Here is a 20,347-nt window from a genome sequence, read left to right on the forward strand (position 1 = left end):
CTGCAATCGCAGATTTGCCATCAAAAATTGAATACATTAAAAACGATTTGTAACTTACTTAATTACAAACTTTGTTATCAGCCAGCGTCGCTAAGTGAATGACATGACCAACAAGAAAGGCATCAATCAATGATAGTGCATAATTGCGATCAATAGGTAGCATATCTTGATTTAACAATTCTTCGTCAATGTATCTCTCTGCATTCCACAGCAGAAGTGTCAATTCTGGATTCTCTGGTTCAATATCCATGAAAATCCGTTCAAATGACTGATTTGCTACGTCTATAAATTCCTCCCTATCTTCTTTAGTTAAGGGAAGTGAAGAAATTTTTACTACAGTGCTCTGCGAAACCGGAAGGTCTCTTTCCCATTCAATTTCTGCTTCTTCCTCTTTTAGAAGTCGATAATCTTCGTAATAAGTATCCTGTTCTTGATCTAAAAATCTCTCTTTAAAAATTTCCAATTTAGTATCATCATCAAGCTTGAAATTATTCAGATTTTCAATATCCGAAACGTACTCGTCCCAATCCCGAACTTCAAGCCTATCCATGTTGGTAAGCAGCAAAATCGATAATTCAATTTTCGCTGGTGATGCATCAGTTAATTCTTGCCATTTAGTCAATCCGCAGAGCTTTGCTATAACATGCTGGGCATTACCCAGCTTAAATTTTTCTTCATTAATGAAGAAATCAGTTATTAGCAAATCGATTTTAAAGAACTTTTCGTCGTAATGGTGCACATTCCGTTGAAGTTCAGAGTCAAATGAAGATGTTTGTGTTTTAAAATCTTTGAGAAGATTTTTTGCTTGGCGTTTTAAAAACTCAATAGGTGTCATAATACATTCCTGTTTATACCCACTTATTTACCCTGGAATTTGCGTTCGTAATCTTTTTGGATAATAAGCGAGCAGGTGTGCATTATTAAACAGTTAATGGCTGAATAGATCTTCGCACGAACGGGCTAGCTTGCCAAAAGCGTACGCAATTATAAGCATAATTGTTTATCGTGTCAATAGTTCAGACCTTTTTTCTCCCTTCATAAAACTCAGGCTAAATAATGTCTTTAAATCCTGGGGTAGTAAAAGGCTCAAAAATTAACTTAAAGCCCGTTAGGAGTAAGTTTAAATCATCCAAAAAGTACAATATTCGAGTGCACATTTTTTGGATCTGAAAGTAAAATCCACATTAACAACCCACTACACTTCTGTTATCATATTAAGTCCAAGGAAACATCATCAGTTTTTCGGGAAAAAATCTAAATTTAAAGATCTAAAGTTAATGCATGATATGAATAAAATTAATAACCCTGCTTCTTTTCCTTCTGCACGTGTCGTCCACTGGGAAAAATCCGATGGTGTCAATTTTGCAATTGCGCTCGCCAGAATTACGGGTTGGATGCTGCAGGTAGACTGGCTGACCGGTGAGCAGGAAGCCACCGAGAAAGACATGATTCCGGTGCGGGTATATGTGGAAACCAATCAGGATGTAGTTTTTGACTTCACGGGTAAAAAGGGCATATTCGCTTTTAATAAATATATTATCCAACCTGTAGCTGGTGGTAGAGTCAGGGCTGGTAAGACTTATATTTCGACTCGCTGTTACCAAGAGGAGGATTTACTATTGATGCCGTTAAGAGTTCAGGCAGATGAACAAGAGATCGAGCGTGCAAAGCGGGCTATCCTGGCTAACCTTCCGTTTCTTCACCAAATCCCTAAAAGGCAAAACCCTGAAATCCCGGCTTATCTGGCCTCCAAATATTCCCATGGTAACTGTATCCCTTTTGCGCAGGCCTTGTCAGATCTAACCGGGTTTCCAGCTATGGGCATTTCGGTCTCGCGTTTTCATCCTGACTGCGGAAATAATCCCGGTTTCTGTCACGCTATAGTGATGCATCCGGATGGGTCCGTGGAGGACTCGTGGGGAAAACAAACTTTACAGCAGGTACTCGATAGGTTTTATATCCTGGAATATACCATTTCAACAAGTATCTACCAGCAGCATAAGCTTCGTCAACAGATGCAATATGAAGAGCTATATCAACAGGCATTTACGACTGCAAAATCTTTACTCGAAACCGGGCACTGATATTCCTCGATCGGCAACGATGAAAATAAAAATCATAAAAAAATGATAAAACCTAAATCATATAGGCTACAAAACAGGAAGCAGCGGCTGGATAGGCTTAAAAAGCCATTGAGATTGGCGGTAAAAACTTTACTATTTATCATCGTCTTTGTCCCCTTCCTAATTGGTCTGTTTAAATTTTTCCTGCTGCTGGCTAAAGATGATGCTAAATTTGTTACGCTCACCGGTTATGGATTTGCGATTTTCCTCGGGGTTTCGACAATGCTCTTCAACTGGCAACGCAGTACCCAGGATAAGGCCTTGGCTAAAAAATTATACAGATATGCCGTAGATTCAGTTTTGTGCTGCTTTTGTTTTATAATGGCCATGGTTTGTAAATACCTCTTTTCAGAAAAGCAATCAATGGCTATTGTACTTTTTGATTTCTTGAAAAAATATTATTTTATCCTTAAGTGGACATCTTTTCTTTGGTTGATTGCTGTCATGTTACTTGCAAGCGATATCTTCATTAGTTTCTTCTACCTTTATATTAATGAGAGAAACAGTGAGGATGAAACAGGCTAACTGTTTCTCTCATTTTAACCGGAAAATACACCTGTGTGTTAATCTTCCCAAAACGAGTTTAACAACTTCATTGTCCTCCCCTATCCTGGATCTTAGTGAGTGGAAAAGTCTCAGGCATTCATGGTTTGATAGTTAACATATATATATTAACTAAAGCTATAAGTTTTTATCACTTTTGTTGTACCCCCGTTGCTTAGTGGATAACTTGTTTAGCTTGAAGGGCAGATTGTTATTAAATTCGCATCAAATGCTTTTCTAATGACAGATTATCCTAATTTACTGCAAAAACTACGAACCAAACTTGGCAACAACCAGATGTCGGTAATGGTGGGTTCAGGATTTAGCAAAAATGTCAGCAATTTATTTCCTACCTGGTATGAATTACTGCTAGATCTGATGCATGCACAGTATGGTGCAGAACTTTCACGTGAGTATTTCACCCTTCCCTCTTCAAAACGCAAAACGGTCAAGGAAAAAGCTTACATCGAACTTAGGTTTAAGGATTTGCTCAGGCAAAAAGGTTACCTGCAGGTAGTCTCAGAATATATCCGGGAGCACTCAATAGAATCTATCACCACCTATATCGAGCAAAGAACCCCTTTGGTCTATCAAGATGGTTCAGAGCTAATATTGTCTATGGGCGGACACAGTCAGTCCCTGGATTTCGAAGTTCTGGACTTACACAGGGCTTTAATTGGCTTGGGCTGGAATAATATCTACACGACCAACTATGATCATTTACTGGATATATGTGTCAGCGACCAACTTCCAAATGATCTCAGAAAGGATATCGAGTATTTAGAAAAAGAAGTTGCAATACTCTCCCGGAAATACAGTACTCTTGAGAAATCCCTCAACGAAGTTGAGGTTAAAATTTATGAACAGGAAAACAATGTAGCCATCCAGGGCACCACTGGCTTAACTATTCCGATCCCGGATGATTTGCAGTCCCTAAAGGAGGAGAAGAATGAGCTATATGCACAACTCAGATCAATCGAAAGGCAATCGAGTCTGAAAAGTATTCAAATTGATAAAAAAGAAAAGTTACTTAATGACTGTTTTACAATTGTTACTGAAGCTAGTAAACTTAAGATTAAACGGAACAAAAATATCATCAAGCTCCATGGTTCTTTACGGAGTCCTGATCAGATCGAAAACTTTGAATTTGGTTTCGATGGTGACCATAAATGCCAGTATGTAATTTCTCAGGAAGATTATGACCGATACCCAAACCTTCACGAACCCTTTACCCAGTTAATGCGAATTTCCCTCTTACAGGAATCTTTTTGTTTAGTTGGTTTTTCTGCAGATGATCCCAATTTCATTGCATGGATCACTTGGGTCAGGGATGTATTGCAAAGAGGCAACAAGAATGGAGAGCCAAGGGAGGTCAAGATTTACCTCATTGACGTGAATAGCGGTGAGATTGCACCAGATCGCCAGTTATTTTTTGAAAATCATAATATCAAGAGAATTCCTTTGCAGCACTCATCGGTCCAAAGCCTCTTTGCCCGTTTTCTGGAAGACAAAGCTGGCCCCTTGAGCTATAAAGATTATTTGAAAGCATTTGTTTCATTTCTGGCAGATGATGAGAACGCTGAACCTATGATCCCTTTAGCGGATACCAGTCATATTTCGGAATGGCGGGACATCTGGAAAGACAGGACGACTTTAAGGCATGAACCTCGTCAAGATCCGGATAAAATAAAGGAAAATTTAATGCGGCTGAAAGCACTCGCAGTTACCATCTCCATTCCGGATTTAAACTACACAGATACACAGCTCAGTTTGATTCAGTTTTATGACAATTACCGCCTTCGAAAAGAAAGTAGTAAGAAATCCCGTAAGGTTAAAGCTGTTATTGATCCTATTGAAATGGAGCTATTGGTTTTTGCATTCAAAGATTCCATGCTTCCACTTGATTATGCTTTCAGTTTGGATATTAAAGGTGATCTCCTAAACTCGGGCGACAATGCATCATTCCTGAAGGAATCAGTAGGGCTTTCTAATGCGATGAACAGGGGCGAAAGATCAACAGATAGTATAAGTGAAGAAATTTACGACCTGGCTTTCAGCTTTAATTTCAGACAACTAAAGAAAAAGCTTGATAACTGGGATGCAAAAGGAACGGAAATCCTTCAAAAGGCAGGTCTGTTATCACTTTGGGATAGATCAAAAGCTGATTCGTACATCAAAACAATGTTGAGCCCAAAGCATTCTCTTGAACCAGAGCTACGTCTATATTTATCTGAACTACTAATCTGCTGCAGTGATTGGCATGACAGAAAGAAGTTAGCTCAGATTGTTTCCGCATATTCCAAGCAAGGTTTTACCCAGCTTTCAAATAACTTTAAATATTTAAAAAATTCGCCCCAACCAAGTTTGCAAAAAATGGAAACTCTCGGTTCCGGCCGGTATTCTATTAGCCGTGACGATGACCATTGGGATAAGGTAAGGTACAGGGTAGCTGCGATCAGGTTACTATATTTGATGGTATGTAGCGGCACACAATTTAGCCATGCACCAACGCTTCAGTTGAAGGCAACTGACTGGTTTGAACTAATGCGCCATGGTTACGAAATTTATCCTGAAGCCTTTCTGTTTTACTCCCTTCAAGTAAATGAGCGGGATTTTTGTATTAGAGTAGCCCAGGAATATGCCAGTAACGAAAAAATCAGCCAACGGGTTAAAAACCGTATCGCGAAGAATCTTTTCGCGGCCATCTGGTCTGCACCAGAAGAAATGAGTGATAACATAATCGCCTTTCTATCAGCTTTCCTAATCGTTATTCCCCCCGCTGTTTGGCAGAACAGGTTTATGAAAGAGTGGAGGATGAACGTTTCTAAAAAACTGGCCTTTCGTGAGCAACACCGCAATCCATTATCAAAACTAGTTTACACCGCTCTCAGGTACATAGAGGATAAAGATTTAATATTGCAGCTTGTTTCAGATTGCCTTTCTGCTACGATTAATGAAAGCAACGAAATCCAGCTGAATTATACTTACAACATCCAACGGAACTATTTTTACAATCGCATTTCCAGAGAAGAAGAAAATTTTACAACAATTGATAATGATATATCTAAAATTATAGGATCCATCTCCAAAACACGACTAAATAGCCTGTATGTTTTAGCTAACTTGAACGCTATACTTACTGATGAGCAAGTAACTAAAATTAAAGGTGTGCTGGTTTCGATGGATTTTAGTCAAATTTCAGATAGCCGTTTCTGGGATGTTGTTGTTTACTTTTCGAGTGGAGATCAGTTACTAACTGAAAAAATTAAAAAGATTGTTCTTGATTCACCTAGATTATGGGACACAGGTTTTAGAGGAAAGAATGAAAACGGCCGTACCAGCTGGGGCCGTGCCGACCCAATCAATCTGAAGAATTTATCATTAGCACAAAACATATCAGGGGGTATAAACTGGAACGATACTGAGCTGACAAAACTGTCAGACATTTTACTTGGTAAGGAAGATGAACTTGACCTCATTATGAGTCAAAAGGAGCAAATGTTTAGTTATTTTAAGCTTTCAGAGGTGATGGATTGGTTCTTGTTCCAGTACCGGGAATTTCTCAGTACTTATAGAAATTATAATTCAATTAAAGCATTAGTAAAAAAATTTCACAGGTATAATTCTAATTTTGATGGTCTGGAAGATGGTCTGACCAGTCTTGAAAAAGCCGATGTGGTTTGGGCACTTGGAGATTTGGCTGCCAATTTCAATCGTGGGGAAGCAGAAGACAGGCATGTTGTGATGGTACTAAATAAAATTTTATTTCAAGCAGAGCCTGGTGTAGAGGCATCCCTGGGATACATGGTATACTGGATAGAAACAGAAGCGGAAGGTCGAAAAGAGTTTTGGAACAGCAAGGAAGTAATTCTGAATATTTTAAGAAAATACCGTTATCATCCCCTACCAAATACAGAAAAAGCGTTTAGTGATTATCAGCTTTGCAGGATCGCCCTGGCTCTTAAACCTTATTCCAAGAATGATGAAGATTTAGACTGGTGGATTGACCAAGCTAGAAATTCAGTTTATAATTCTATAAAGCAACTGGTGAACAGAAAAAATGACAAAATGGAACTGGAATAGTGAATTTCCCAATTATCAGCAGCTATTCTAATAGAGAGTCACAGAAAAGTTTATGATGTTGTTTAAAGGTCAGGGTGAAGGGAATCTGCCACCTTTCAATTTGGTGACCTAGATCAAGGTTTTTGCGCTTTGTCGATATAGTTTTGCAAAAAACTTAAGGAGGTTAAAATGATGTCTAAATACAAAGAGGGAAACATTGGAAAAAGTCTGCTAATAATTTTTTTATAGTGCTTTTTGAATTTCTGATTATGGGAATCTCCTTGGGTACACTTCCCAGTTTTATACATGAAAAATTGGGTTTGACAACCTGCTGTAGTCGGTAATAAGGAATGTAGAGTTTTTGGTAATTAGGAATACAGTATTTTTGGCAAGAATGGTGCAGAGAAAATGGCACTAATAAATACAGAGTCCGTTCAAAAGTAGGTTAATATTTTTACGATTCAAAAAAAGTTTGACGGTTCTGAAGCCTGAAACTATCACCTGTTAGATTCACCACTTCACACTTAAAAAGTAACCTGTCTAGCAGCGCGGTCGCAATAACTTCATCCTCTAACATTTTGGCCCATTCGGTTGGTTTTTTATTGGTTGTAACCACGATTGAAGTGGACTCATAAATGTGGTTTATAAAGTTAAAAAAAGCCACTGCCATATTTTTTTCCAGTGGAAAAAGCATAATGTCATCCAACACGAGCATATTGGCTTTAGCCAATTTGTTGTATTCAAGCATTTGAGATTTTACAAAGTCCTTTGTTCTGAGCGTATTTATAATCTCATCCATTGACCTGAAATAGGCCTTGTAGCCCGCTTTGACTGCATCCCGGCACAATCCCGCTGCCAAATGTGTCTTCCCTGTTCCTGATGGCCCCATTAATACCATATTGAACAATTGATCCATCCAGTTTAGCTCTCTGAGTTGTGCTAGCCTTTCGGTTCTAAGCCCATTTTTTTCCGGATCGTAATGTTCAAGATCACTGCTTCTGGGCAACCCTGCTGCCTTCATCCGCTTGGCTTCATCTTTTTGTTGACGGTGCTCCACTTCGCTCTTCAATAGACGCAAAGCGAACTCCATAAAACCAATCCCATTTTTTTCGGCATCATTTACGATGCCCTCCAGACTTGCACCCATGCCAGTCAGCATAAACTTGCTGCAAAGCTGTCTGATCTCCTGTTTCTGTACTTCCATGTTTTTTGCTTTTTTAGTTACGGAGCCATATCAAATGACTCCGCTTTTGTTATTTTTGATTAAATATTTCATCGTAATCATCCAGATCACTCTGTTGAGGAACGGTGTCCGCATTTCTGCGGCTTTCCCCACTCAATGGGTTGAGCTGGATTATTTTTACCTCAGATGCATCTTCAGATTTGTACTCCCGGAGCATACTCTTTACAATTGCCTTAAAGTCTGTTGCGCTCACAATGTTATGGCTGCATGCATAATCCAATGCACGTGAGGCAATCACAGGATCCAGACCAACTACTGTGGACCTTAACAACTGGATCTGATCCCGTATATAACGTGGCTTATGGTTTCTGATCTGACTAAGCCAGTTTATTGCTTTGAGTTTGTTTTCCATAAGATCACAGAAGTCCTCCATCATTTCCACGATAGCGGTTTCTTTATCCCGCCCATGGTCTCTTGAAAGGATTTTCTGTCCTTTTAGCCTGGAGAGCTCGTGCCTGCATATTTCGGTAAGGCTGTGGTCCATGATAATTATCTGCTCATAGGTAACTTTGACCAATACTGTTTTTGATTTTTTATAAGTCCCCAATGGAACACTGTAAACATTGCTTTTATAGGAGATCTTATTGTCCTTGTGAACGGTATAGGCAGGATATTCTATTGGCCTGGTTTGAGTTGGTTGCCAGGGGGTTAAAAAAGCTTGCTCAATTATGAATTCCTCCAGTGGAATAAGTTTGGTTGTGCCATGTTGCATTAGGTTTGCCGTTCTGGATAGCCATGCCAGCGCATCGGAATTCAATGTTTCCATATCTCTGAAAGAGCGGTTGTAAAGAAAGTTCTGTTTTACATACTTGACTACGTTTTCTACTTTGCCTTTGCTTTCAGGATCGGCCTTTCTGCAGAAGTGGGTGGTAAAGCCGGATGAGCGGACATACGCACGGAAACCAGCGGTCATAATGATATCACCCAGGTTTTCTGAAACTATAAAAAGCCGATCCTGATCATAAACGATCTCCAGTGGTTGCCCTCCAATGAACTGAAAAGCTTTTTCATGAGCATTTATAACCGATTCGGTGGTGAAAGGGGTATCACTGAAATAAATATATTTGTAACGGGACCGCGCCAGTACAAAAGTAAAGAACTGGACTTTTTTGGTTCTGCCCTGAGTGGTTGACATATTGTAGAAACCAAAGTCGACCTGTGCCTGCTGACCATAGGGCAGTTCCGGAACAGAGGAATAATCTCTTTGAGGTTCAGTCTTTGGAAGGTTGTACTTGTTCCTGACAGAACGCACAAAGTTGAAGGCGGTCTTTGGGCTAACACTTGGGAAATTTAGATTGTGCTCCTTCAACCAGTCATGCATCTGGGCGGCAGAGGTAGCTGGATACAGAATTAGCTTTTCCCGGACGAACTCCTCATACGCATCCAGGGAACATTTTCTGCCAAGTGGCGCTTCCAACTGTTCAAGGTAAGCTTCTTCACTCAGCAGTAATAGCCGTTTGACGGTACGCCAGTCCATAACCAGGTGCTCGGCAATCTTCTGAATGGAAAAACCAGCTCTTTCCATTTGGTGGACTTCATGATAGATCATAAGTTTGTTTAAATAATAGTTCATTGAATCCCTTGTATTTTGTGGTGAAAGACAAAGGTGTTCTAATCTTTTGGGGCTTCGCCCCAAAAGGTGAACTATGTATTTATTCTTACCAATTTCTCGACATCATTCTTGCCAATTTCCCTGTATTCTTGGTTACGAAAAATCCTGTATTTTTAATTACCGATCACACCTGCTGGTCGGGATTGTTATTGGCATTCAATACCTTTCGACCTTGCTGACAAGGCATCAAATATGAACAGGTTATGAGAAACGTTCGTTTTCTGAGTGCTATTTGAAATATGTTAATTATTATTAGCGACTGTAAAATTAATTACGTCTCCCCATTTTACTTTTCGGTAACCAACGAGAGCAATGATAAATAATGAACCTGTATTTAACTGGATAATATCGCCATTACTCGCAGATCTATTTTTTGAATCTTCCTGAGAAGCAGTATAAAGTTCGCCGATTGTCTTCACTGGATAGTCAATTGCTGAAAGGTAGTTCTCTTTTTTTAATATGTATCTTTCCTCTAAAATTATCAGGGGGTTGTATTCCTTAATAAGCAATAACTTCATTAATCATTTTTTTTAATATTAAATTCTTTCTGCCGATCGTTTTTTGAGACAAACCTATATTTTTGTAAAAATGCTAAAAAAAGAAATAAATAGATATTACACTGTTTTTAAAATAACTATTAATTAAAGAGAAAAATCAGTCTTTTAAATTTCTATTTAGCTCTTCTAGAAGTTTATATACTGTCGTACATGGACATTGGTCTGCATAATTTTTTGCGGACCCAAACTCTTGATGTAGTTTTTTTGCACGTCTTATAGCAAGTTTTTGTGATGCCCCGTTAACATCTAAAGGATCCAACATCAATGCCTGCTGCATTCGGATGGATAACCTTAAATGAATTGTCGTGCTTTCCCATAATTCATGGATTAAATAATTAATGACCTCAGGGAATGCTATCGATAGTTAAAAGTTTTCTGTACGGGATTCTCTTCCGAGATCACCAGTTTATTCATCAAATGTCCACCGAAATGGTGCACATAAAGCATCCGGCCCAGATTTTAAGAAGGACTCGTTAAGTACCATTAAAGGCGGGGGGCTCGCTGAAAGTCAGTTCAATTTACGGATTTTTGGCAGTTTGGTTGTATTGGCAATTCCACAGGTACTGACGCTCTAGAACGATTTTAATATGTCGCGTTCCATCTGTGTATCACGCAATTCCTTTTTTAGTCGTGCAAGCTCCTGCTCGGTCTCACTCAATATCACCTTGCCATTTCAAGGGAAGCTGCTACCTTGTTTCGCTGAATATTCCTTTCTCCAACGATATAATAGCTGGGGTGTAATATCTAATTCTTTGGCCAGGACCGTCAGATCAGTACGAGTATTACTCAATTCAACACTCATTAATTTAAACTCCTTCGGATATGTTTTTCTCTGTTGTGACATAATTTCTGTTAAGATATATAATTCTCTTAACTTACTGTCCGATCAAATGTAGCAACTCCACATCAACATTCCCATATTGTGATAGAAACGGCTTGAAATTAGTCTGAACTAAGAACTGATGGGCAGGAGTATGTCGATTACCTCCTTCTAATTTTTTGCATTCTTTGCAAATGCTCGGTGTATTTACTTCATCAATATTTGCCATTTTTCTTAATAATTATTGTTTTCTTGTTTTTTATTAAGAATTTTCTTTTATCCTGGCCATCCTCTTTCGCCTGACTCATTGCAGATCTAATCGAGGGCAGCAGGAAACAAGGTTCAGGTTATTAATCTTTATCTGGGACTGAATCTTTCAAATCTGAGATTTTTTCGGTATTGTTTTTATTATTTCACTGTTCTTCAAGAAAGGAATAGACATTCAAGAAGAAAATCAGCTTACCATTTAATTATGCCGATTGTAATTAACTTAGATATAATGATGGCTAATCGAAAAATGTCTTTTAATGAGCTTTCTCAAAAGGTAGAGATCACACCTGCCAATCTGTCCATATTAAAAAATGAAAAGGCAAAAGCAACACGCGTCAGTACACTTGAAGCAATATGTAATGCATTGAAATGCCAACCCGGGAATTTATTAAAATATCAGGAACACGAAAGTAAAAAATTATGATTATTATTTTACAACCTGAGTTATCAGGAAGTGTAGCCTTCCCTCTTAGTGATGAATACAAGAGATGCATGCTGAAAAATTAAATAAGCAGTCACATTACCTTCTTCTATTTATAAATCTGTCAAAAATCTGTATTAGATGTTTTGTATTATAAATTGTATCTTCTCTTAACTCGAATTCCATCTTTCTTCTTGGAGCATCAATATTGAGTCGTTTGTTGTGCGTAGGATTATAGATAAAGATCACCTTGTGAACTTTATAACCATTTTTTTGTTTTTCTAACTCCGAAGAGAAAGAATAACCAAAATTTGAATTGTTTTTTTTTAAATAAAAAATTGTGGTATCGGCGTAACTTTCGTCAAATTTCTTCCTGGGAACATAAAATTCTACATAGTTTTGGTCATTTTCTTTTCTTGTTAATACCAGCGAATCATTCTTCTGATCATAAAAATTAACACCTTTGTATGCATTTTTTTTGAGTAATGAGTCTACGTCAAAGATAGTAGTAATAGAGTCTTTGTAATTAGAATATTTAATTCCCGTTTCATCTCCATCCTTAAATACAAAAAGATTATGAGTAGTATCACTTTTAATTTTTTCATTTAAAATATCACCACTTCGATTTACTCGCACAACTGTTGCCTCGTTGTATAATGGAATCTCGTACATCTTTGTATTTTTAAAACAGTAGATGTTAACGGATTGCCGCAAAGTACTTATACTCGCCCCGTCAAGAAGTTCAATAGAGCTTGCCAATATTTGTTTAGTAGGGTTTTCATTATCTATATTCCTTCCTACGCAGCTTATTCCAATAAAAACAAACAAAATGAGCCATCGGAATGGCTTATTTTTCTTTTTACCTTCTGAAATCACCATTAGTCGTTAACGTAGAATAATTTGCTTGCCGAGTAATCATTGGAGGTTGTGATCGGAGAACCTTTGCATGCAATTGAGGCCATTAAATTAAATTTAACCTCCATTACTGTATTATAAATTCCCATTGTGGTTGTCGCGCTAATTTCGGTTATGGAAATATCCCCGCCAACAACCGCACCAGTTCTTGTGATAGACTTATGTTCTAAAGACTGCCACCTCCATTCGTTATTAGTAAAAGCATGTGTTCCTTGCTCATGACTTACATAAGACCACAAACCCAATTGTTGTTTTGCTATCTTCCAATCGTAGTTTTTTACTCGTGTCGTTGCATTTTGCCCTACAATCTCATTACCAACTGTTTCGTTTGTAATCATAAAACGCATACTATTTGTTTCCGAGCTACAATCAGTTGTTGGTGTAACGCCACCTGTCCCACCATAATCTGGAACAAATTCTTCAATGTCGCCGCTGCAGGTTACGCCAATGGTCTGCTCCGTTTGACCTACCCAAACACCATCTACATAATAATCAGTAGTCAGGACCCATTCTGTGCATCGTACAGCCATAGTTTTCTCTGGGATTGACATTATAGACTGTCGGTTGGATTGTGAGGTCGGGTAAGCAGAAATAGATGGATTTAGAAATGAAATTGATAGATTGGACATATCTGCGCTTGAAAACACTTGCTTATATAAAAATGAATAATTGATAGTATTCTTATTAGTTTCAGCTGCCAGATCGATCAATCGGGAAGAGAATTTTCCATTCTTTCGTTCAATCATCAATATCAGGTTACTACCTTTTTTGATAACGATATCAATGTTGCTTTTTACCGGTAATACGACTATATGAGTTTCTTTATTTATCAAAATGTCTTCTGCAGATTGCCAATCTGGAGTCATCGAAAATTTGATGGAATCTCCATAATTAGATTTTAAGAACATCTTGCTTGATTTTAGCTGGTTATCGAACCAATCTTTCGCTTGAGTAAGATCAATCGGGTTATTCATATCTCGATCTTTTTTGCAAGAATTAAGAACAAACAACATCAAAAGGAGGAAAAAAATTCCTTGAACGGGCATAATTATAGAGCGCTTCATATAAATGATTAGTTAAAGTAAGAAGCTAAATATAGATAAAAAATTTGCTTTTTATGTAAATAACTAAACAAAATAAAGACTTCTAAACAATTCTTCATCACTCTCGCAGACTTTAAAACAAACTCTTTTGTAACCCTACCGGATTTCGAACCGATCTGTCGACGAGAATCCAAATTTATAATATCTGTTCAAATTAATCCAAGATTAAGGATGACAACTCAACGATTCTGAAGCTTCGGGAACTGGCGGAAGAGCATCCAACTGAAGGGCAGGATTTGTATTATAGGAGTATCCGTAGAGAAGACTTGATATTGAATTATAAACGGGTACGCCGCATTTATCTGTTATTGGGCATGGACCGCCACAGGAAAGTGCGTAAGCGAATCCCAGGGCTTGTAAAACAACCCTTGTTGCAGCCTTAAGAGACAGGAGTAACTTGGTCCCTAGATTTTATGAGTGATGTATTAACCAACATGCGAAAGTTTAGGACATTTAATATTATAGATGATTATAACCGAGAGTCCGTTGCGTTGGAAATTGCTCATAGTATGCCCGCAACTACGGTAACCAGATTATTGGAAAGAATTACCAAGGAACAAGGGAAAGCAAAGCGTATCAGGAGAGATAACGGGCCAGAATTTATCAGTAAAGAATCTCGGGATTCGTGTGCGGGAAAAGATATTGTGATTCAATATATACAGCCGGGTAGGCCGATGCAGAATAGTTATATCGAGAGGTTCAATAGAACCTTCCGGGAAAATATTTTGGATGCCTATTTATTCGAGGACACCATGCAAGCACAGGTACTGGCCGAAGAATGGATGCATGATTACAACTATTGCAGACCGCATGAAGCGCTAAATGGTAAAACACCCATGGAATATAAAGCCCTGCCGGCGGCATGTTCAAATTACTCCAACGAGAAAAAAGTTCATTTTTTGAGACATTTATCACTTAAAATGGCCAGGTTCAAAAGCCATTACTTAAGACCAAAAGAATCAGTCATTTAAAATAATTATAATATTAATAACTTTGTGATTTAAAAATATAAATTATGAAATTAAAAAAATTAACTCTCTTATCTATCTTAAGTCTGTCAGTCGGACTTAGTGCCAATGCACAAGATGCAATAACTTGGAGTACATACCGAAATGGCAGCAAGGTTGCTGACACTGTTGCATTAGGTGATTATTTGCCTCTTAAAGATAACGAAGTGTATGTGGAAGCCATCGTCGAGTTACCAGGTATTTCTAAGGTGGAAATGTTTTCTCGTGCTAAAATAGCCATTCAAAAAACTTTCACCAGTAATAAAATGGGAACATCAAATTATGATATCGAAGCCGGTATTTGCAGCATAAATAACTTCTATGATATTAGTGATATGACTGCCTTAAGTGCGTTAGGATCAAACCCGAGTACAGATCAGTATTACTTTAATGCGCTGCTTTCTATTATAGTCAAAGATGGAAAATATAAGATCAAAATGGAAGTGCCAAAATATACATACGGTCAGACATCGCGATACAGATCATATTCTGACTTTCAATCACAAAGCATGCCTGTTTCAGCCCTGGCAAATGCTCGACAAAATGGCAAACGACAAAGAATGAGGGTTTTAAAAACTTTAAATGATAAAATGTTAGCAACCTTTAACTTGGTTCAGAGAGAAATGAGTAAAAAACTTGATAACGATTTTTAGTTTCTTTGACAACTCATTGGTAATTGCCAATGAGTTGCTTTTGTTCGTTTTGTGAGACTGATAATTATTTATTTTTGCTAGTCTAAGTACTACTGTAGTGTAAAAGAATATAAAATGGGTCGAAATACTATTAATTTCTGGCACCATCGAAATCTTCGCCTCGTGTGACATTTATTCTATTTACCAAAATTGGTGCTCATAAATTTACATCTGAAAGATTAATATACACCAGTGGATGGATACCTTCAACTTTTGTCCGGTGATTTTAACATTGTTCAAAAGGAAATGAGTAAAAAAATAGGTACAGATTTTTAGTAAAGCTAATACCTCAATGAAAAAATCGTTGAGGTATTTCTTTATTTGTTAAGATAATAAAGTCGTAAAGCTGTCACATTCTATTTATCAGAAACTTTCAAAATAACTTTATTCTTATCTAAGCTTTGAAATAATGTATTAACTGCGTCTTTCCCAAAGATGGAATTATTAAATTTTCCACTCATGTCTCGGTATAACCCCTGAAGTTTTTTCTCAATCTCCAATTTTGTTGTCGGCGTTAATTCACTTGTTTTGAAATTATAATAGTAAAGGATTTTCATCATTATCGAATATCTGAGTATTGGCATTTTGATAGTTGAAATGCTTTCTTGTATATATTCAATATTATGTATAAGGTCAATATCTGCCAATAGGTACAGTAGGATAAATCTCTTAAATTGATTTTCTTCACCAGGAGTATCTATATTTCCTTTTAGCTTTAGCTTTATTATTCCTTGCATATTACTAGCTCCAATCATATCAGAAATTCTTGTTTGAACAATAATGGGCAATAGTGCTTTCATAAGATTTACAAGTTTTATTAGATTTTGTTTTTCACCAGACTCTGAAAGCTCTTCAGGTTTGAATGACTGAAATAACTTAAATCCCCAGGCAATTGCTGTGTTAATTAAATAGTCAAACATCTCATCAATAAGCTGATTATTTTTTATGTCGTCAGCATTCTTATAAACTCTTCCTAGAATATAAAGAGATCTCTCTAATGAAATAACGTCTTCCTCATCAATTGGCATCGGCTGTTTTACTTTTACCTCACAATTTTCATTCAACGCTATGCCTGTGGATTGAGCCATTGATTCCTGAAAGTCATCCACTTCTTCTTCGGTAAAACTTTCTTGCAACAATTTTTTTGCTGTTGTATTCATTTGATTAGCAATATCATCAAAGTGAACCTCACTTAACATTTTGTCAATTAACATACGATCAAAAGTACTCGTCACATTATTAAAGATAGTTTTTGTCTTGTCAAATATTTTTTGGACAAAGTCTTCATCTCCTCTATTTGATCCAGCATACATTTCAAGCTCATTCTTGAAACTCAGATAGACGTTGTCATCAGAAATTATTGTATTTCTAAACTTTTCATCAAGTTTTAGGTAATGTGCTAGGAAATATTCAAAAACCCCATTTAATCTAAAAGTAAAATAGCCTGGTTGAATTTCTTTGATGATTTCTTTAGTTTCGACGTACTTCCATACTGTTGAAGCATCAGTATTGTTTCTAGGATTTTCAGCTAAATAAGTTCTTGTATAGTCTAGAATTTCATCGCGTGTTGCAGAATAAGCTGTATCTTTTTTAGAAAGGAGAAATTTGCTCAAATAAGCAAGGTATTGTTTATATTTTTCATAGCTGAATGAACCCTTATTCTTTATCAATTTCTCCCTTTCAAGGATAGACTCCACATACAAATCAACTAAGTCAACATCATTTGTGATATCTTTATTACTTTCTTTAAAGACCCACATGAATAAGGAAACACTCCAGAAATTGAAGGGTATTGCTAACATTGTAAATATGTCATTTATCCTTGTAAGAACTTCCTGCTTGCTATCCGAGTTTCCATAAAATTTTTCTGCTAATTCTCTTACTTGTTTCTTTTTAAGTGAGTGAAAATAGATATTAACTACATCCTCTCCCCCAATAGTTACATTTTGGTATTTAGATATTGAATTTTGTTCAGTACATATAATAATTTGTGGTAATGCAAAACAACGAATCAATTCTTCAAGCCACTCTTGCTCCTCTTGATTTTTTAGTTCTAGATTATCAAGTAATAGCATGAACACAGTTGAACTCATTAAAATTTGTGCACCAGCTCTGCTTGTTGCATAATATGTAATTATTTCCTTTTCTATTTTATTGACTATTGAAGCTGACTTGTCAATCTTTTTTGTGTCAATATAAAGAGGGATTTTTTCATAAATATTATAGTTATTAAAACAATCAAGTTGAATTTTTTTTAATAAAGATGTTTTTCCACATTTATCATCTCCCATTATCAAATAGCTTCTATTTGATTTAACAAATTCGTCGCAATTGAACTGGGTATATACACTTGCGTTTTTTGCCTCTTCAGGACTCTTAGTACTTATAACTGGGTTAGTCCAAAGATCCTTAAACCCTTTTCGATCCTTATTAGTTTTGCCACTTAAAAATAAGTCATCTGCGTTGTCAAGTTCCAAATCATGAAGTTCTCTCAACCTCTGTCTAAACTTATTTTGCTTTTCTTTTTCCTTAGAAACAGGGAGCTGAACGTCAATTTCCTTTCCCGTGTAAAAAAATTCACTTTGTCTATCATACCTATAATTATGTCCCCGTACTGCAAGGCTTTCTAGGTCGAAGTCCAATAATGAAAAACCTACGGTTGATCCATCAAAATCAGCAAGAGTGGCACCTGATGATAATTTTAAGATTCCATCACTATTAGTGAGCATTATAGATTTACTGTCTTTGTGTAGATGTCCACTGAAAGAAACATTGAAATTATTATAAATCATATCCTCTACTTCCAATTGATTATATATCGCAAGCTGTGATAATGGATGATGGTGTATAATAATTTTAAAATCACAACCTTTTACTTCAAACAGCGCTTCTTTAATATGTGAAAGAGGTAATAAAAGTCTACCTTCATCTTGGTTTCCCACAGCTCTCCAAGCAGTATTCGCACAAAAAATTCCTATTTTCTTACCATCTACTGTTCTTCTATGTGTTGACCAACCATTTCCAAATGTATTGCCACCTCCTCCTTTACCAAAAATTTGCGTTACAAATGATTGATAATTTTTTAAGGGCTGTAAACTATTTTGGTAATCTAGTTCTTTAGGAACAATATAATTATCTAAATCATGATTTGAATTGATTTTATCTAATTGACTAATAATTGCTTTACTGACAACCTTTCTACTGACATCATGATTTCCTGGGCATATAAATAATTGATTTGTATTAAGATCTAATTCCTTAAGAATTTTATCTATTAGAATTTTTCGAACCCTATCAAAGGCCCCCATTTCATCTCCATTAAAAACGAAATCGCCAGTAAATAACAACAAGTCGACTTTTTTAACTGATTCTTTTACTTGTTTAATTATGTCATCAATAATTTTGGTTTGTTGATGATCGTGCTGTTTTTGAAGCTTAAAGTGAAAATCTGTGAGATGTAGTATAATCATAGCGTTAATGTATTTTCTCTAAAATAGTTTTTTTTGGTTATAAGTTGATGAATATATATCATTCATTTTAATTTCGGAATTCTATGGTAATGCAAAGCTTACCTCATCAAGAGCGATGCAACTGTATGCCTTATTTTATTACCAAGCACTGGGTGAGTATTCCAGTTTATTCTCTGCCAACAAGTTTGCTTATTTTCTACAGAGAATGGGTGAAGATCTTAAACTCCAATTCAAGGCTAGCCATTATGATCCCTATGCACAAGGTGTCGGTTATGTTCTTTTCGCAATGAATGGCACCTATCTGAATGATTTGGAACAGAATTCCGCAGGTGTATTTGAGCCCCTGAAGCTTAATTATAAAAAGGTGGACGAAGTAAAAAAATATGTTCATCAGAACCTAACATATACCCAGACTACAAGGCTCAAATCACTAATTGGTTTTATCAAAGGATTCGAAACTGAACTTTCACTGGAAGTACTTTCTTCGGTGCCTTTTTGCTGAAAAAAGATCCAAACCAATCACTCCAAGACATTGTTAGCGGCATATCCGGCTGGAGTGTGCGAAAAAAAGAACTGTTCAAAGAAAAATACATCCAGATTGCCTATGACTATTTATAATCCTACAAGAACGAGACATATACACCAATCAAAATTGGGATTAATAAAAATAACCCAAAAACTATAATTGATTTTTCATTACTAATTGCAGTCTTTTAAGTCCATAAATTGTTGATATGTTACGACATTTCCATTTAATTCACTCAAAGAAGATTGCTTTTTGGCAGTTAATGCATAAATGAAATGTAGCGCATTGGATAGCCTTGCAGAAATGCAGGGCTTTTTAATATACTAATTAAAAAAGAAGGGATACATAACCGAAGTAATGTACCCGTATCTAAATTAACGCTCTCAATGGTAAAACTAAAAAAATATATAAATGTTTGAGTATTTTCACCTAAAAAATGCAAAAGCGAACTTTCTAAATTGAATGAATTTCGTTATTTCAATTGAATACTATTAAGCAGATCCTCCAAAGTCATTTTGGCTTTTTCAGCATCTTTTTGCTTAAAGGCGATATATCCTTCAACACCTTTTAACTCTTTGGATTCAGAAATAAACCAAATAAAAGATTCATCACCCTTAGATAATGTTTTTACGTAGAAATCCTGATACTTGAATTTTTGGATCTTTCCGCTCCAAACAATTTTCCTATTGTAATATGGCTCAGAAAGGTCATATGCTCTTTCTTCAAACGACTTCAAGGAAACGGCATAGGGCAATGTAAAATCCTGAAAAGAGACAAGAATATCTCCAATCTGATAAGTTGTGGACATTACTTTTGGAAATGGCAAAAGTTTAAAATTTGATGTAATATAACTTTGTCCCTCACTTTGCAAAAGAATCTTTGATTTTTTCGGACTAGCCAAGGTTGCAACTTTGCTTAGCGACTGTTGACCAAATGTGAGGGATGAAATAAATGTGAATATTATAAATAATATCTTTTTCATA

15 protein-coding genes and 1 pseudogene are annotated in these 20,347 nt (G+C 36.4%); 7 read left to right on the forward strand and 9 right to left on the reverse strand.

Translation table 11 applies throughout. From position 1 onward, the window contains the following. Positions 1 to 58: 58 nt before the first annotated feature. Entirely contained in the window at positions 59 to 835 is a 777-nt protein-coding gene (locus tag ACJVDH_RS15320) for a hypothetical protein (protein ID WP_443944278.1), read from the reverse strand. Between the two features lie 325 nt (positions 836 to 1,160). Here ACJVDH_RS15320 and ACJVDH_RS15325 point away from each other — a divergent pair, with 325 nt between their 5' ends. The 3 genes from ACJVDH_RS15325 (at position 1,161) to ACJVDH_RS15335 (ending at position 6,749) form a co-directional block, all read left to right on the forward strand. After that, complete coding sequence (locus tag ACJVDH_RS15325; protein ID WP_443944279.1) at positions 1,161 to 2,084, forward strand: hypothetical protein; 924 nt, start codon at positions 1,161 to 1,163, stop codon at positions 2,082 to 2,084. Positions 2,085 to 2,126: 42 nt separating this feature from the next. Then, entirely contained in the window at positions 2,127 to 2,648 is a 522-nt protein-coding gene (locus ACJVDH_RS15330; RefSeq protein ID WP_443944280.1) for a hypothetical protein, read from the forward strand. 258 nt (positions 2,649 to 2,906) lie between these two features. Next, positions 2,907 to 6,749: an SIR2 family protein gene (locus ACJVDH_RS15335; RefSeq protein ID WP_443944281.1), complete on the forward strand. Its 3,843-nt coding sequence runs from the start codon at positions 2,907 to 2,909 to the stop codon at positions 6,747 to 6,749. A 433-nt stretch (positions 6,750 to 7,182) separates the two neighbouring features. On the opposite strand, the gene istB is transcribed toward ACJVDH_RS15335, so the two are convergent. From istB to ACJVDH_RS15355, 4 genes are all read right to left on the reverse strand, one after another. Further along, positions 7,183 to 7,932 (reverse strand): IS21-like element helper ATPase IstB, encoded by a 750-nt coding sequence (gene istB / locus ACJVDH_RS15340; RefSeq protein ID WP_443944282.1) that lies wholly within the window; start codon positions 7,930 to 7,932, stop codon positions 7,183 to 7,185. A 49-nt stretch (positions 7,933 to 7,981) separates the two neighbouring features. Beyond that, on the reverse strand, positions 7,982 to 9,544 hold the full coding sequence (gene istA / locus ACJVDH_RS15345; RefSeq protein ID WP_443944283.1) for an IS21 family transposase: 1,563 nt from the start codon (positions 9,542 to 9,544) through the stop codon (positions 7,982 to 7,984). Positions 9,545 to 9,825: 281 nt separating this feature from the next. Next, a complete protein-coding gene (locus ACJVDH_RS15350; RefSeq protein WP_443944284.1) occupies positions 9,826 to 10,101 on the reverse strand; it encodes a hypothetical protein in 276 nt (91 codons plus the stop codon). A gap of 712 nt (positions 10,102 to 10,813) precedes the next feature. Then, positions 10,814 to 10,984 (reverse strand): transposase, encoded by a 171-nt coding sequence (locus ACJVDH_RS15355; protein WP_443944285.1) that lies wholly within the window; start codon positions 10,982 to 10,984, stop codon positions 10,814 to 10,816. A 448-nt stretch (positions 10,985 to 11,432) separates the two neighbouring features. Between ACJVDH_RS15355 and ACJVDH_RS15360 the strand changes: the two genes are divergently transcribed. Further along, a complete protein-coding gene (locus ACJVDH_RS15360) occupies positions 11,433 to 11,654 on the forward strand; it encodes a helix-turn-helix domain-containing protein (RefSeq protein WP_443944286.1) in 222 nt (73 codons plus the stop codon). A gap of 96 nt (positions 11,655 to 11,750) precedes the next feature. Here the strand turns inward: ACJVDH_RS15360 and ACJVDH_RS15365 are convergent, their stop codons facing one another. Then, complete coding sequence (locus ACJVDH_RS15365; protein WP_443944287.1) at positions 11,751 to 12,530, reverse strand: hypothetical protein; 780 nt, start codon at positions 12,528 to 12,530, stop codon at positions 11,751 to 11,753. Continuing rightward, positions 12,530 to 13,540 carry a hypothetical protein gene (locus ACJVDH_RS15370; protein WP_443944288.1) on the reverse strand — a complete coding sequence of 337 codons (1,011 nt, stop codon included), beginning with the start codon at positions 13,538 to 13,540 and terminating at the stop codon, positions 12,530 to 12,532. The genes ACJVDH_RS15365 and ACJVDH_RS15370 overlap by 1 nt, the downstream gene beginning before the upstream one ends. 536 nt (positions 13,541 to 14,076) lie before the next feature. On the opposite strand from ACJVDH_RS15370, the pseudogene ACJVDH_RS15375 reads away from it, so the two are divergent. Both ACJVDH_RS15375 and ACJVDH_RS15380 read left to right on the forward strand, forming a co-directional pair. After that, a pseudogene (locus tag ACJVDH_RS15375) lies at positions 14,077 to 14,640 on the forward strand (transposase); the annotation flags it as partial. 44 nt (positions 14,641 to 14,684) lie between these two features. Beyond that, on the forward strand, positions 14,685 to 15,329 hold the full coding sequence (locus tag ACJVDH_RS15380) for a DUF4468 domain-containing protein (protein WP_443944289.1): 645 nt from the start codon (positions 14,685 to 14,687) through the stop codon (positions 15,327 to 15,329). 395 nt (positions 15,330 to 15,724) lie between these two features. Here ACJVDH_RS15380 and ACJVDH_RS15385 read toward each other — a convergent pair whose 3' ends face one another. Then, a complete protein-coding gene (locus ACJVDH_RS15385; protein WP_443944290.1) occupies positions 15,725 to 18,838 on the reverse strand; it encodes a metallophosphoesterase in 3,114 nt (1,037 codons plus the stop codon). Between the two features lie 115 nt (positions 18,839 to 18,953). On the opposite strand from ACJVDH_RS15385, the gene ACJVDH_RS15390 reads away from it, so the two are divergent. Further along, the gene (locus tag ACJVDH_RS15390) at positions 18,954 to 19,340 is read left to right on the forward strand and encodes a hypothetical protein (RefSeq protein ID WP_443944291.1); all 387 of its coding nucleotides are present in this window, start codon (positions 18,954 to 18,956) and stop codon (positions 19,338 to 19,340) included. 496 nt (positions 19,341 to 19,836) lie between these two features. Here the strand turns inward: ACJVDH_RS15390 and ACJVDH_RS15395 are convergent, their stop codons facing one another. After that, positions 19,837 to 20,346, reverse strand: a complete 510-nt coding sequence (locus tag ACJVDH_RS15395) for a hypothetical protein (protein WP_443944292.1) — start codon at positions 20,344 to 20,346, stop codon at positions 19,837 to 19,839. Position 20,347: the final 1 nt, after the last annotated feature.

The sequence above is a fragment of the Pedobacter terrestris genome (genome assembly GCF_052343045.1).
Taxonomy (GTDB): domain Bacteria; phylum Bacteroidota; class Bacteroidia; order Sphingobacteriales; family Sphingobacteriaceae; genus Pedobacter.

Excerpts from the sequence above, each read along its gene's own strand:
- ACJVDH_RS15320 (WP_443944278.1), bottom strand. The coding sequence starts at position 835 with ATGACACCTATTGAGTTTTTAAAACGCCAAGCAAAAAATCTTCTCAAA.
- ACJVDH_RS15330 (WP_443944280.1), top strand. The coding sequence starts at position 2,127 with ATGATAAAACCTAAATCATATAGGCTACAAAACAGGAAGCAGCGGCTG.
- ACJVDH_RS15335 (WP_443944281.1), top strand. The coding sequence starts at position 2,907 with ATGACAGATTATCCTAATTTACTGCAAAAACTACGAACCAAACTTGGC.
- istB (WP_443944282.1), bottom strand. The coding sequence starts at position 7,932 with ATGGAAGTACAGAAACAGGAGATCAGACAGCTTTGCAGCAAGTTTATG.
- istA (WP_443944283.1), bottom strand. The coding sequence starts at position 9,544 with ATGAACTATTATTTAAACAAACTTATGATCTATCATGAAGTCCACCAA.
- ACJVDH_RS15350 (WP_443944284.1), bottom strand. The coding sequence starts at position 10,101 with ATGAAGTTATTGCTTATTAAGGAATACAACCCCCTGATAATTTTAGAG.
- ACJVDH_RS15355 (WP_443944285.1), bottom strand. The coding sequence starts at position 10,984 with ATGTCACAACAGAGAAAAACATATCCGAAGGAGTTTAAATTAATGAGT.
- ACJVDH_RS15360 (WP_443944286.1), top strand. The coding sequence starts at position 11,433 with ATGCCGATTGTAATTAACTTAGATATAATGATGGCTAATCGAAAAATG.
- ACJVDH_RS15365 (WP_443944287.1), bottom strand. The coding sequence starts at position 12,530 with ATGGTGATTTCAGAAGGTAAAAAGAAAAATAAGCCATTCCGATGGCTC.
- ACJVDH_RS15370 (WP_443944288.1), bottom strand. The coding sequence starts at position 13,540 with ATGAATAACCCGATTGATCTTACTCAAGCGAAAGATTGGTTCGATAAC.
- ACJVDH_RS15380 (WP_443944289.1), top strand. The coding sequence starts at position 14,685 with ATGAAATTAAAAAAATTAACTCTCTTATCTATCTTAAGTCTGTCAGTC.
- ACJVDH_RS15385 (WP_443944290.1), bottom strand. The coding sequence starts at position 18,838 with ATGATTATACTACATCTCACAGATTTTCACTTTAAGCTTCAAAAACAG.
- ACJVDH_RS15390 (WP_443944291.1), top strand. The coding sequence starts at position 18,954 with ATGCAACTGTATGCCTTATTTTATTACCAAGCACTGGGTGAGTATTCC.
- ACJVDH_RS15395 (WP_443944292.1), bottom strand. The coding sequence starts at position 20,346 with ATGAAAAAGATATTATTTATAATATTCACATTTATTTCATCCCTCACA.